This is a genomic window from Burkholderia sp. 28_3 (assembly GCF_003253915.1).
Classification (GTDB): Bacteria; Pseudomonadota; Gammaproteobacteria; order Burkholderiales; family Burkholderiaceae; genus Burkholderia; species Burkholderia cenocepacia.
Window position 1 is genome coordinate 1 of the sequence record NZ_QKZF01000053.1, and the last position, 13,644, is coordinate 13,644.

At 62.4% G+C, this 13,644-nt stretch carries 12 protein-coding genes and 1 pseudogene; 9 read left to right on the forward strand and 4 right to left on the reverse strand.

Going from position 1 to position 13,644, the window contains the following annotated elements; genetic code table 11:
* Nucleotides 1-74: 74 nt before the first annotated feature.
* Nucleotides 75-278 (reverse strand): hypothetical protein, encoded by a 204-nt coding sequence (locus DFS13_RS38995; RefSeq protein WP_111442877.1) that lies wholly within the window; start codon nt 276-278, stop codon nt 75-77.
* A gap of 123 nt (nt 279-401) precedes the next feature.
* A complete protein-coding gene (locus tag DFS13_RS39000; protein WP_011493638.1) occupies nt 402-1,235 on the reverse strand; it encodes a DUF932 domain-containing protein in 834 nt (277 codons plus the stop codon).
* Between the two features lie 730 nt (nt 1,236-1,965).
* Here DFS13_RS39000 and DFS13_RS39005 point away from each other — a divergent pair.
* A complete protein-coding gene (locus DFS13_RS39005; protein ID WP_012431324.1) occupies nt 1,966-2,250 on the forward strand; it encodes a hypothetical protein in 285 nt (94 codons plus the stop codon).
* Between the two features lie 64 nt (nt 2,251-2,314).
* On the opposite strand, the pseudogene DFS13_RS41080 reads toward DFS13_RS39005, so the two are convergent.
* Together DFS13_RS41080 and DFS13_RS39015 are read right to left on the reverse strand one after the other, a co-directional pair.
* Nucleotides 2,315-2,656 (reverse strand): annotated as a pseudogene (locus DFS13_RS41080) (cupin).
* Between the two features lie 20 nt (nt 2,657-2,676).
* Nucleotides 2,677-3,408 (reverse strand): helix-turn-helix domain-containing protein, encoded by a 732-nt coding sequence (locus DFS13_RS39015; RefSeq protein WP_223274389.1) that lies wholly within the window; start codon nt 3,406-3,408, stop codon nt 2,677-2,679.
* 168 nt (nt 3,409-3,576) lie between these two features.
* Here DFS13_RS39015 and DFS13_RS39020 point away from each other — a divergent pair, with 168 nt between their 5' ends.
* From DFS13_RS39020 to DFS13_RS39055, 8 genes are all read left to right on the forward strand, one after another.
* Entirely contained in the window at nt 3,577-5,037 is a 1,461-nt protein-coding gene (locus DFS13_RS39020) for an SLC13 family permease (protein ID WP_012431327.1), read from the forward strand.
* Nucleotides 5,038-5,190: 153 nt separating this feature from the next.
* Nucleotides 5,191-6,159: a LysR substrate-binding domain-containing protein gene (locus DFS13_RS39025; protein ID WP_012431328.1), complete on the forward strand. Its 969-nt coding sequence runs from the start codon at nt 5,191-5,193 to the stop codon at nt 6,157-6,159.
* Nucleotides 6,160-6,434: 275 nt separating this feature from the next.
* Entirely contained in the window at nt 6,435-8,702 is a 2,268-nt protein-coding gene (locus tag DFS13_RS39030; protein ID WP_012431329.1) for an iron-containing redox enzyme family protein, read from the forward strand.
* 52 nt (nt 8,703-8,754) lie between these two features.
* Complete coding sequence (locus DFS13_RS39035; protein ID WP_039364586.1) at nt 8,755-10,605, forward strand: carbamoyltransferase; 1,851 nt, start codon at nt 8,755-8,757, stop codon at nt 10,603-10,605.
* Between the two features lie 21 nt (nt 10,606-10,626).
* On the forward strand, nt 10,627-10,815 hold the full coding sequence (locus tag DFS13_RS39040) for a hypothetical protein (RefSeq protein WP_012431331.1): 189 nt from the start codon (nt 10,627-10,629) through the stop codon (nt 10,813-10,815).
* 32 nt (nt 10,816-10,847) lie between these two features.
* Entirely contained in the window at nt 10,848-11,930 is a 1,083-nt protein-coding gene (locus DFS13_RS39045; protein ID WP_012431332.1) for a hypothetical protein, read from the forward strand.
* Nucleotides 11,931-12,135: 205 nt separating this feature from the next.
* Nucleotides 12,136-13,176, forward strand: a complete 1,041-nt coding sequence (locus DFS13_RS39050; RefSeq protein WP_012431334.1) for a fumarylacetoacetate hydrolase family protein — start codon at nt 12,136-12,138, stop codon at nt 13,174-13,176.
* Between the two features lie 23 nt (nt 13,177-13,199).
* The gene (locus DFS13_RS39055) at nt 13,200-13,592 is read left to right on the forward strand and encodes a hypothetical protein (protein ID WP_111442878.1); all 393 of its coding nucleotides are present in this window, start codon (nt 13,200-13,202) and stop codon (nt 13,590-13,592) included.
* The last annotated feature ends 52 nt before the right edge of the window (nt 13,593-13,644 follow it).

Below are 13,644 nucleotides of genomic sequence, written 5' to 3' on the forward strand. Positions count from 1 at the left end.
ATCGGGCAACCGCGGATGCTCCTGCCGCTTTCCAGGAGCTGGTTTAAAGGGACTTTGCTAGAAGCCCATTGGCCCTATTGATGGGGGCAGGTCAGCTTCTCATAATTCGCGGCGAGTCCCTCAATGCCTGAGAGCGGTCGGGTGCGGGCGTTCAGCGGCGAAGGGTGCAGGCTCGAATACGGCACGGCGATGACGGGTTGTTCATTGCCGAAACTGGTTTCAAGCGGCGTGGCCGGTTCGGCGGGGTCAACGACAGGGGTTTCGACTTGGGCTTGCATGACTGACTCCAGAAAGTTGGAAAGATGATTCCGGGTCGGTGTTGCAGAAGTGATCAGGACTTGACCCGGAAAGGAGTCCTGATCAATGAATGGTGGGTGGCGCGGTACGCCGCCCGGTGGTCGCTACGACTTCATCTGCCGCATGGCGTCAGCGAGCATCCACAGCGCGCGATTGAGCTTCACGTTCTGGTCGATGCCGGTGATGGGGCGCGTGGACATGGAGCGTCCGCTGCGCGAGCGTCCATGCAGGCCGCCCTTGGTGAGGTTTTCCTGCGTTCTCTGGAATACGGTCCAGAGGTCGTCCCGGCGGTCCTCGAAGCGACGCGGGGCGAGCAACTGGCTTTCGGTGACGGGGGCGGGTGCTTCGGTGTCGGACGGGTCGTAGCGCAGCGCGAGGGCGGAGCGCGCGAACGCGTACTGTTCGTCGCGGTCGAGCGTGACGGCTTTCATGCCGTCCTTCTGTTCGCGGATCAGGTCGAAGCCGTCGAGCACATCGAACGCGCCGTTGATGACGTTCTGCACGATGTTGCCCCTGTGCGGGACGCGGACCTCGCCGATGGTTTCGCCCGCAACCATCCCGTTCTGGCAGACGAAGCGATAGACGCCACCGAGTAACTGGAATCCGCTGGACCCATCGTGCGAATTGAGGAGGATGACTTCGTTGACATCCTCGCCGGTAATTTCGCTCGCAGGACGCATGCGGATCAGATGCTTGGTGAATTCGCGCTTGTCCTGGGCGCGCACGCGGGTCTGGCACACCATGAACGGCTGGAAGCCTTCGTTGCGCAGACCGCGCAGCACGTCGATGGTGGGAATGTAGGTGTAGCGGTCGGAGCGGCTTTCGTGCTTGCCATCCGCGAAAATCGAGGGAGCAACACGGCGGATCTGGTCGTCCGACAGCGGCGAGTCGGAACGGAGCATCGGGGAACCGTAACGGAAGGAAGAAGCGAGTTGCATGACACTCTCCACAGCAAAAAGGTTGAGGGGTGTTGCGCTGACCGGGCCCCAAGATTCCGCCCGCCTCGTAGGGGTTGGGCTCGTCCCGGTGGAACCCGGGGTTTGGCAGTGGTGCCGCCAGTCCCCTGAGTTCGCGCCCGTGCGACTCAAGGAGCCGATGGCCGCCCGGTGTCAAGGAAAAAGGCGAGGGAGGGGTGCGGGCAACACGGTCCCTCGCCCCTTGACGCCGGGCGGCCATCGGCTACGGTCGCGGGTGTCGGGCGGGAACTCAGGGGGCAGGCGGCTGCGAAGCTCCGGGTTTGACCGGGATGAGCCGCCTCGCGGCGAGCGGGATCGTGGTGGCCGCCTGTGCGGCCACCACCTGATCAGGCTTTTCAGGGGTTGAGGTGTTGCGTCAGGGATTGAAGCCCGGCAGGGCCGGGACGCCGCAGGCGGCCCGGTGCGAATGCACGAAAGCCCGGCCCGAAACGTGAGTGAAGGGAGACGTCCGGCTGGCCGTCATGTGCAATACGATCGCCCGTCAGTCGGGTCGTTGTGGGCGATACGGTCCGCCACGCGCAACCAGAAGCCGGTGCCGCGTATGTCGCCAGACGCAAGGCCCGAAATGCCGGGCACGTCACATCGTTCAGGAGAACGAGTCTGGTCGGCCCCCGTGTGCAGCACGACATCCGCACGGCTGCGATCCAGGCGCTTGCTACAATGGCGGCCCCGGTCAAGCAACGACATAGTCATGCCTGTGCAGCCTGAGACTGAATCAACGGACGATGTCGATGTGGCGGACAAACCCCGTCGCCTGACACTTGCGGGCGCGCTCGCGCAACGGGAGCGAACGAGTGCGTTCACCGGCTCACGCATCCAGGTGGACGGCCTGGCGCTTGAGGTCGTGGAGATCGGGCCTTATACGGAAGAGGATGGCCGCATGGTGACGTTCCGCGCCCGTGCGGTTGGAAACGTCCGGCTGCAGGCGGGGGAGATCCTCACGACACCCTGGGGTGTCTGCCGGATCGTGAACTGATCTTGTACAGCGACGGGTGCCAGGCCGGTCGCAGGATTGCGGTACGGCATACGGGATATGAAGGTCAGATGCTGCCTTCGTGTTCGATGTCGAGAACTGCGCTTCGCCCGGGGGACGCACGACATGTTCGCATCCCACCCCGGCACGGAAAACGTCACTGGCGTGCAGTCTGCACCCTATGCGCCTGTTCCGCCTCGCGTTGATGCATGTCGACCGTCCCGTCGAGAACGGCGAATCCCTCCTCCCTATCGTTCACGTGCCACTTATATGGATGATCAGTCCCGTGCAGACGCACGCTGATGTCCAGCATCGTCGCGATGTCCAGTGCGCCCCATGCACGGCTAGCCCGGACGCCAGCGACTGTGCTTGAAGCGGCCGCGCGACACGACGGGTGGTGAGATAGCACAAAGGAGCTTCGGGGACGGTTCAGCGCCGCCGCGTGGCTGCCGTGCCTGTGAGCTGCGAGGGTGGAAAGCCAAGGGCATGCCGGAACATGGTGGAGAAGGCCGGCGCATTCGCATAGCCGAGTTCGGCGGCGACCACATGCAGCGGAACGCCCCGGCCGATGAGGTCGATGGCACGTGAGAGTCTCAACTGACGACGCCAGATTGCGAAGCTCGTATTCAGTTCGCTCTGGAAAAGCCGGGCCAACGTCCTGTCGCTTGCGCCGACCACGCGGGCCCACTCCTGGAGCGTGCGCTGCGAGCCCGGCTCTTCCATCATCGCCGCGCACAGCGTGCGCAGCCGCCGTTCCGTGGGCAACGGCAGGCCCAGGGGCAGCGTCGGTGCACCGCGAATTTCCTCGAGCAGCAACTGCATGGCGAGTTGCCGGTGGCGGGGCGAAGCCTGCGTGCTGGCGGCAAGTGACCCGGTCAGCACGCGCATCAGGTCTGAGACCTCGATGACCGAGCACGCATCAGAGGGTAGCGGGGACGCCCCCGGTTCGATGTAGAGGGCATGAAACTCGACGTGTCCGAGCATCACCACCTGATGATCAATGCCGGGCGGAATCCACACCGCACGCCAGAGCGGCACGATCCACATCATGCCGGGTGCGCTCACCCGGATGCTCCCCACGCGAGGGCAGGCGATCTGTCCCCATGTATGCCGGTGCCATTCGATGATGCCGTCCGACGGTGGCAGGCGCAGGTGCGCCATGACCGGCTCCCTGCGTGTCGGCACCAGTTTGGGCTGCGGGTCCCAGGCATCACGGCTTGGCATATTTTCGTAAGAAGATGTCTGTCAGTCGAATCATCGCCATTGTACGACTGCCTATGATGAAAGCAGTTCAGGAGCGAGACTTCAGACGGCGAGGGAGGAACGGGAATGGGTGATCTGAAGGCTGTCAGGGTCGACGCGGAAGGACCTTCGCACAGTCCGGCGCGCCGGTCACTGCATGCGCGTTACGGTGAGCTGATCGGCTCCGGCCTGCTGATCCTGTGGGTGGTCGCGGCACTTGTCCTGACGCGGTATGTGCCGCTCATCCGCGGTTATCCGGTGGCCATGTCCCAGGCGGCGATCCTTGTGTTCTTCACGGTCTGTTCATGGGCGCTGGGCCTGCTGAAGGAGCCTGTGACGACACTGCTGTTTTTTCTCCTGGCGATGCTGTTCAGTGTTGCGCCCGCACAGACCGTCTTCGCGGGGTTTTCGTCCCCCGCCTGGTGGCTGGTGTTCGGCGGCGCGATCACGGGCGTGGCGGTACGCGTGACGGGGCTCGCGGGCCGTTTCAGCAATTTCCTGCTGGCCGCGCGTATCGAGACGTACGGTCACTATGTTGCGGCGCTCGCGCTCGGCGCCGTCGCACTGGCATTCGTAATGCCATCGACGACGGGGCGGGTCCTGCTGCTCACCCCGCTCGCGCTGACCCTGGCCGACCGTCTGGGTTTTGAGGCCGGACGTCGCGGGCGCACGGGCCTGGTGATGGCGGTCGCGGCCGGAAGCTATATGCCACCGACGACGATCCTGCCAGCGAACATCCCGAACTCGGTGCTGCTCGGCGCGGCGCAGTCACTCTATGGCGTCCACCTGCATTATGGTCCGTACTTCCTGCTGCATTTTCCCGTGCTCGGCGCGCTGAAGACCGTCATCCTCGTCTGGCTGATCTGCCGGCTGTTTCCCGACCGTATCGAGCGCAGCTGCCGGCCGCAGCAGAACGGCGAGCGTCTGTCCCGACGCGAGTGGGCGCTCGCGGTCATCCTTGGCCTGTCGCTGCTGTGCTATGCGACGGACTTCTGGCACGGCATTTCGCCGGCGTGGGTGAGTCTCGCGGCCGGCGTGGCCTGCCTGCTCCCACAGACGGGCATCGTCCCAGTGAAGGACTTCACTGACCAGGTCCACCTTACCCCGCTCGTGTACGTCGCCGGGTTTCTGGGACTGGGCGCGCTGATCTCGGAATCGGGCCTCGGGGGCTGGGCCGCCGGTCTGTTACTGCAGTGGCTGCATATGACGCCGGGCCATGCACTCGCGAACACGATCTGGCTTGAGCTGATCGGAGGATTCATCGGACTACTGACGACGCTGCCGGGGCTGCCTGCGGTCCTGACACCGGTGGCGGGACAGTTCGCGCATGCGAGCGGTCTGCCGCTGTACACCGTGCTGATGCTCCAGGTACCGGTGTTCTCCACGGTCTTTCTGCCGTACCAGTCTCCGCCCATGATGATTGCGATGCATATGGGCGGGGTTTCCCTGCGGGACGGGACCAGGTTGTGCGTCTCGCTTGGCGCAATCACGGTGGTTGCCCTGCTGCCACTGGACTGGACATGGTGGAGGCTGCTGGGGGTGCTGTAGATGCACGGTGTGAGATGTTCCCCGCGGTGAGCGCGTCTGTTGCGTCAGATGTCCGGGCCGGAAAGGCCCGGGACCGGCGAGGGGCGAGCGTGCCTGCTCATGCACGCCGCGGCGCACCGCATGAGCAGGTGATGATCGCGTGGGCAGAACGCTATGCTGGATCTGAGACGATTGCGCTATTTCGTAGCTCTGGCAGACGAGTTGCATTTCGGGCGTGCGGCGCAGAGACTGCATGTCGCACAGCCGCCTCTGACTCGCCAGATCGGGCTGCTGGAGGCCGAACTGGAATTCCCGTTGTTCCAGAGAACGAGCAGGACCGTCCAGTTGACGACGGCCGGCAAGAGATTTCTGCCGTTCGCGCGAGCAATCGTAGAGGACTGTGTGAGGGCTGAAGACTACGCGAGGAAGCTCTCGCGGGGCGCCGCAGGACCGGTCACGATTGGGTATTCTGCCTCCGTATCCCTGAATGCCGGATTCGGCGCTGCACTGAGATCTGCCGCGTTACAGTTTCCCGATATCGAATGGACTCTGGTGGAGATGCCATCAGGCATCCTGAATGAGCGGGTTAGGGGCGGGCAGGTCGATATCGGCATATCGCGTCTCGCCCCACCGGCTGACCTGGGAGGCGTGCGCATCGAGCGGCACCTGCGGGAGCAGGTCGTCGCCGCCATCGCGCTGGATGATCCGCTGTCGATGCACGACACGCTGCGGCTTGAGTCGCTGGCGGACCGTCACATCGTGCTGTCGTCGGCGGGCCAGGCTTCCGGTTTGAATGCCCAGGTTCACCGTCTGTTCGAACGTCACGGATTGATGTTGAAGCCTGGCCCGGCTGCACCGCAACTGTCGTCGATGATGACACTGGTATCGGCGGGCCTTGGCATCGCCCTGCTGCCGGCATCGGCTGCCATGCCGTTGCGCGCGGGCGTGCGGTACATGGCTGTCTCGGGGGACGAGGCTCACATCGACGGATTTGTGATTTGCCGCGAGGAGCAGTTGCCACCCCCGCAAGCTACCCTCCTGCGATTCTTCTTCAATCACACAGCGCTGGACAATCTGCCTTCGGCGGAAGTGGTAGCGGCGGAACAACAGGGTTCCCGCCCGGCCTGCTGCGATCAATCGTGACTGCATTAACAGATGCCCGCATGCCAACGGGCTGTTAAAGCAGTCACAGAAAAAGTATCGATCCCGACGAAATCTGTATTGGTCGTGACTCTACCCGTCCTGCTATAAAGATCTTGCCTGCTTTCAGTGCGTTTTATGCGGCATCACTGAGCATGAAAACCGCGACATTCGTTTTGAATGAGAGTTGGGATGAGACAGGCATGCGGGTCAATGACCACGCCATGGACCGTTCCGAGGCAATCATTGCTGGTCCCGAATGAGAAAGGGGTATTGTCATGAATGCGCGTGTGAGAGAGCGCGACCTTCGCGCGCCAGCGCTTACAGAGAGCGATTGGACGCAGGTGTTCCATGCTCTGCTGGCAGACGCGGAATCGCCTATGGTGCGTGCAAAGGCGAGGGAAGCGGTCAGCCGGGAAATCGCAACGGTCGGGTTGTCGTGGACAGGAGGTGATGCAAAGCGCAGCCTGAAGCCGGGTTCCCTTGAGGACATGCTTGAGGTGAGCAGCGCTGTGTGCAATCAACGCGCGGCCGGCGTCAGTGGATGGGTGGACAAACTTGATGATCGAGGCTGGCGGTTGCTGCTTCGCCAGTATGCCCCCATTGCCGTGACCGAAGGGAGCTGGATCCAGTATGCCTTTGGGCCGTTGCGATCCCATACTGCGTCGAGTGCAGCCTTGCTGCGTGCTCATTCGCTTTATGCCGGCTATGGTAGCTGCTCGGCCAATAACGGGCATCGATATCTGGAGTCGCTGTACGGACTGGGCATCGCACTTCCGCCCGTAACGACATGGGCATTTGCGAACGACGACCAGATAGCGACTGCGGTCTGGCGCGAACCCGCCATTACACTTGCATTGTCGGAATTTCCCGAAACGTTTTTGCCAGAAATACTCGGCTATAACCTGTTTCGCGCAGTGTATGGGCTATGCCCGCTTATCCGTGCCGCCGAAGGTTTTGTCCGGGGACAGGGCGCTGCCATTGCCTACTGGCAGTTTCACAGTTCGGAAGCGATGAGGATGCAACTGGTTGAGGCCGCAACGGTGGCGATCCAGGCATACCTCGAAACGGGTACCGCAGTGAGCGGACTGGACGAAATGAACCGGTCTGCCATCGAACGCATCGGGACCGGTCTCGCGCTCGCAGAGTTGTTGACGGGACACTGGCTGGACACGGTGGCGGGCTTGGTTGATCGGGGTGGGCTCTCGCCGCGTGCACAGATGTTGGCACTTGTCAGACGCAAGGCGTCGCACGCGTTTGGCTACCATCGTCATCCCCGTCTTCGAGGACACACCATTGACGACTATCTGGACCCGCAGCATACCGATGCTGCAGCGTTGCTCGATGAACTGGCCAGGTCTCCCTATGTGAGGCCAGGTGAGTCGGGAAGAAGCCCGCTACTGACGAAGCTGGTGCAGTTCGGCGGTCCGATGTTCAGGATATTTACCCCGGCGGAGCTCGACACGATAGCGGTCTGGATCGACAGCCTGTCGAACGCAGATGCGTCTGCGGCCCAGGTGCGACGCGAAGCGGCTGGTGACATGCCGCGCAGCGTGCCTACACCCGCTGCCGGGATCACGCCGGCGCACAGCAGCAGTGCGCGCTACACAACCGCTTCCCCGGTCGACCGGGCCGATGGGCGTCGATACAACGTGCGGGAACTCTATCACCGCCTGCTCAATGTCGAGGCCTACCCGCAGGCACTCGAGGCGGGGGGGCAGTTTGCGTCCGAATGGCTCATCCGGACGGGCCTCGGGTTGGGCAGTGATGACCGCGGGCTGCCTTTCGAATCGTACAGTGCGAAGGCGCTAAAGACTTGGCTGGATGCGAAGCATCGGGAGCAGGTCGATTCGTATCAGGCTGACGCGGGCGCCATTACGCAGTCACGCGAGGAGGTCATCCACCAGTCGGTTCAGCTCTGTCCGATGGTGTTCATCGACGGAGGCTGGCTGCAACGGTTTTCGTCTGTGGTGTCCTGCGGGAGTGCGATCGGTTCATTGCTGTATCACATCTATGCAGACGAACTCGGCAATGGATCGGTCACGGAAAATCACCCGAATGTGTACCGTGAGCTCATGCGTCAGATGGGCGTCGAACTGCCCGGATTCGGCACACGTGAATTCGCGTTCTGGCGCGGCTTCGACGACGAGGCGTTCGATGTGCCCGTGTTCTGGCTGTCGATATCGAGATTCCCGCGGCGCTTCTTTCCTGAGTTGCTGGGCCTGAATCTGGCGATGGAATTGTCGGGCGTCGGAGGAAGCTACCGGCAGGGGCGCGATCTGCTCAGAAAGTACGGGTACAGCTCGGCGTTTGTCGACCTTCACAACACGATCGACAATGTGTCGACTGGCCACACGGCAATGGCTCTGCAGGCGATCACCCTGCACCTCGACGGTGTCGCGTCGCACAGTGAGGGGCGAGTGATTGACCGCGAGTGGCATCGCATATGGACAGGTTATCGCGCGTTGAAGCCCCCGGAAGGGGTTCGCGGCTGGGTACGTCTTGCTAGACACCGGGCAGCCGCATTACTCACGCGACAGCCGTAGCCAGAGCGAGTGCAGGCCACGAAGATATTTCACCGACCATATGGTGACTGCCATGACGGGAAAAGCGATCCTGGGTATCTCTGCCTACTATCACGATAGTGCCGCGGCCCTTGTCGTCGACGGGCGTATCGTCGCGGCAGCCCAGGAGGAGAGATTTACGAGGAAGAAGCAGGACAGCCGCTTCCCGACACACGCGGTCGAATATTGTCTTCGTGAGGGTGGAATCGGTCTTGGCGAGGTGCAGTCGGTGGTCTTCTACGACAAACCGCTGGCGAAATTCAGCAGGCTCATGCAGACGTACCTCGCGTTTGCACCACGCGGCTTCCCGTCGTTCTCTCAGGCACTACCGGTCTGGATGAAGGACAAGCTGCATGTGCGCTCGTCGCTGGCAAGGGGGCTCGCCGCGGTGTCCGGGTTGCCCGAAGCGGAACTGCCGCAGGTGCTGTTTTCGGAGCACCATCTTTCGCATGCGGCATCGGCGTTCTATCCGGGACCGTTCAGCCGTGCGCTCGTCCTCTGTCTGGATGGGGTGGGAGAGTGGGCGACGACATCCGCGTGGCTGGGTGACGGGACATCGCTCACGCCACTCTGGCAGGTCAATTTTCCGCATTCCCTCGGCCTGTTGTACTCGGCATTCACCTATTACTGCGGCTTCAAGGTGGATTCCGGCGAGTACAAGCTCATGGGGCTTGCGCCTTATGGTGTGCCGCGTTACCGCGATGTGATCCTTTCGAAGCTCATCGATCTCAAGGACGACGGCACATTCCGGCTCGACATGGCGTATTTCAACTTCGCCACGGGCCTGACGATGACGAATGACCGCTTTGCCCGACTGTTCGGTGGACCGCGCCGTGAGCCGGAGAGTCCGCTGACCCAGCGTGAAATGGACCTCGCGGCGTCGATCCAGCTTGTGACCGAGGAGGTCGTACTTCGCCTTGGCCGGACCCTGCACCGGGAGACCGGGGAGCGCTATCTGTGTCTGGCCGGCGGAGTCGCACTCAACTGTGTGGCAAACGGCCGGCTGCTGCGCGAAGGACCGTTTGAGGACATCTGGGTCCAGCCGGCGGCAGGCGACGCTGGCGGCGCGCTCGGCGCCGCGCTCGTAGCGCATTACGAGACGCCGGGTGTGACGAGAGCTGTGTCCGGGACGGCGGACGCCATGCAGGGCAGCTATCTGGGACCGGCCTATACCGATGAAGAGATCATGCGCTACCTGCAGTCAGTCGATGCGCCGTATTACCGGCTTGATGAAAGCGATCTGCTGGAATACGTGGCCGAGCTGCTGGCTGAAGGCAAGGTCATCGGCTGGTTTCAGGGGCGCATGGAATTCGGGCCGCGGGCGCTGGGGAGTCGCTCGATCATCGGAGACCCGAGAAGCCGGAGCATGCAGACGACGATGAACCTGAAAATCAAGTTCAGGGAGTCGTTCCGGCCATTCGCGCCGTCGGTGCTTGCCGAACATGTATCCGACTGGTTCGGGCTGGACCGGCCGAGCCCCTACATGCTCATCGTGGCGCCCGTTGCAGATCAGCGGCGCCTGCCGGTCGACCATGGTTACGAGAATCTTTTCGGGATCGCGAAGCTCAACGTTGCGCGCTCCACCATTCCGGCAATCACGCACGTCGATTATTCCGCCAGGATCCAGACGGTGCACCGCGAAACGAATCCCAGGTTTCACGGCCTGCTCACGAAGTTTTTTGAACGCACCGGTTGCCCGATGGTGGTCAACAGCTCCTTCAACGTGCGGGGAGAGCCGATCGTCGAGTCTCCGTCGGACGCCTATCGCTGCTTCATGAGGACGGAGATGGACTGCCTCGTGATGGGGAACTGTGTGCTACTGAAAGACCAGCAGCCGGTCCGCGAGACGGATACGGCATGGAAAGAAGAATTTGCATTGGACTGACCAGATCGCGGAGGCCGTGATATGCATGCATCCATTTCGATATCCGGGCGCCTGCTCGCGGGCGTCGTGTTTTTTCTGCTGCTGTCTCCGCTGGCGATCGTGTGTCGGCTCTGGTCCGATCCGCTGGCGAGGAAGTGGGAGCCGGCGATGGACAGTTATCGTGTGCTTCCCGACCGGCTGCGCCGGCTGGACATGTCGAGTATGTCGTAGCGGGAAATATCGCTCGAGGACAGAGGAGCATCATGACAGACGCTGCGGACGACATGGAGCGCATACGGTACGGGCTGACACCGCAGATGCGGGAGTATGACCGGCTGCTCGCGCGCGCGGCATTGCGCTGGTCTCCGCATATCATGTTCTTTCATCCGGCGCGTTATGTCTCCCACGTCGTGAATACGGATGAATTCGGATTTCGCCTTGGCATGGGCCCGGCAGGCGAGGCGAATTTCTCCCCTTCAAATCTCGCGGGTGCGCCCGAGGTAAACCTGCTGATCGGCGGCTCCGTCGTGATGGGGCTGGGCTGCTCGGGTGACCTCTCGACGATCCCCTCGATCCTGACACGCTCGGGTGTGGGCGAGGCACCGTGGATCAACATGGGAGGACGGGGCTTCACGTCGGCGCAGGAACTCATCCTCTTTCTGCTGATGCGCGATCGGCTTCCGGCGATCCGCCATATCGTCGTTCTCAGCGGCCTGAACAATCTCGTACTCGCGGATCCACGGAGTGAATTCGCAACGTCTCTGGGTGACTTCTTTTTCTCGCACGACTTCGCCACGGCGATGGCCGATATGAATGCCCGCTATCTGCCCCGCCGCCCGTTCTGGAAGCGGACGCGCAGACATGAGGTTGCGCTTCAGCGTGACGATGCGTGCCCCGGCGAAGAGTCCGATCCAGGCGAGCGCCTTGCGCTGGCCGTCCGGCAAATCGGGCGAGACCTGGGTCACTGGAGCTCGCTTGCCGCCGGGCTTGACTGCACGCTCACCTACGTGATGCAGCCCTTTGCCACGTGGATGGCGCGTGAGCCTCATGAACATGAGCGGGTGATCTTTGATTCGCTGGACCGCCATACGGGCGAGTCGGGCACCCTGGCTGGGATCCGCGGTGCGGCGACAGGAAAGCAGTTCAGGCGTGCAGTTGAGGTGCTGTGCAACAGCCACCGCGTGTCGTTCATCGACATGAATACCCGTTTGACGGCCGATCCGTACCGCGATCGCTGGCTGTTCGTCGATCGGGCGCACCTCACCGATACGGGATGTGAAGCGGTGGCGGAAACGGTTCACGAAGCGCTTCTGCAACTTCATCACCGTGCGTATTCATCGACGTAAAGCTCACTCCACAGGAGGGTATATGAACAGCTCAGGCCAGAAGTCCCAGGTAGCGCAACTCAGGTCAGCAAAGGACAATACGCCCCCCAGGCGGTCCGTGCTGCAGACGCTTCTTGACCGTATCCTGCGTCGCCGGCGGAAGAACGACAAGACGATCTATCCGCTGTTCTGATCTGCTACCCACGTCCGCTGCATGGAGTCGCCAATGAACGCTCTCAAACTCGAACGGGGGTTTGCACTCGCATACGCGAAAATGCGCGAGGAGGCTGCCCAGTGGTGGGTCGTGGTCGGGGAGCATGCCGTTGCGCTGCGGGATCTGGCCGGTGACGGCCTTCTCGAACTTCCGTCGCAAGGTACGGCCACTGTCGACAGCATTTACCCGCGCCTGGAAGCACTGATCGGGGAGTTGTCCGCTCTGCACAGCCAGGCGTTCAGCCACGTTCCGCGCGGTGCATGGCTCGCCGTCGGGCAGTTGCACTTCCTTGCTCCGGTCTCGCCTGCGGCGAGTATCTACTGCTCGGCGGCCAATTACAGGAAACAGCTCGTCGAGCTGATCGTCACGCGGGGCGGTGATCCGGAGATCGATCGGCTGCCGGTTGGCGAGCGACGCCCGGTTGCGCAGCGGATGGTTGAGAAGCGGTCCAGACAGGGTGAGCCTTATTTCTTCCAGCGGCCGAATTCGTGCATCGCACCGCCGGACGGAGAGATCCATGCAGAAAGCGGCACTGAGGAGCTGGACTGGGAACTGGAGCTCGGCATTGTCATTGGTCGTCGTGGACGACATGTCGCACGCGAGGACGCGCCAAATTTTGTGGCCGCCTGTCTCATCCTGAACGACGTTACCGATCGCGCTCTCATATACCGTCAGGATTTTCCGGGTGCCGACTGGCTGAGGGGCAAGGGGATGCCGGCCTCAATGCCCGCCGGGCCATATCTCGTACCGGCGAGCGTGATTGGCGAGATCGACGCGCTGCGACTGCGCCTGTCGGTCAATGGGGAAGTAATGCAGGACGAGCTCGCGGGCGACATGATCCTTGATGTGCCACGCCTGATCGAATATCTATCGTCCCGGGTCGAGCTGCGTCCCGGAGACGTGATTGCAACCGGAACCCCGGCTGGCACCGGAGCCGAGCGCGGGCGTTTCCTGCAGGACGGCGACGTGATACGGGCAGAGATCGACGGACTCGGGTGTCAGATGAACAAGGTTGTGTTCGGACCGGGAGCTGGACCGGGCGACCGGTCCTGAAGACGATCTTCGGGGGCACGCATATGCAGATCAACACGCAGGGAGCGCCACATGCAGTGGCGTGGGTGATACGGGATGCAGAGTACTTCGACTCGAAGTCGCATCAGTTCACGAGGGCCGACATCGAGATCGAGGGCGCATACATCGGGGATATCAAACCGGCACGGACCTCAAGGCTGCAGGATGGTGTCAGCGCCGCCGGGTACGTCTGCACGCCGGGCGTGATTCATCCGTGGGTTGATCCCAGAATGGCCTGTCTCCCTGGCGCCTCGCTTGCCGGGTATGGTGTTACCGGCCTCGGGACGATCTGCGAAAACGTCAGCGATTGCCTGCTGGTGATGTCCGCATTGCGGGGCATGCCGATGACCGTGCATGCGGATTTCGGCGATGGTGATCAATCGTTTCGGCGAACGTGATCAGTCTGGAAGGTGGTGTTGCGCGGTCAATGGATTATAGCGACGGTGATCA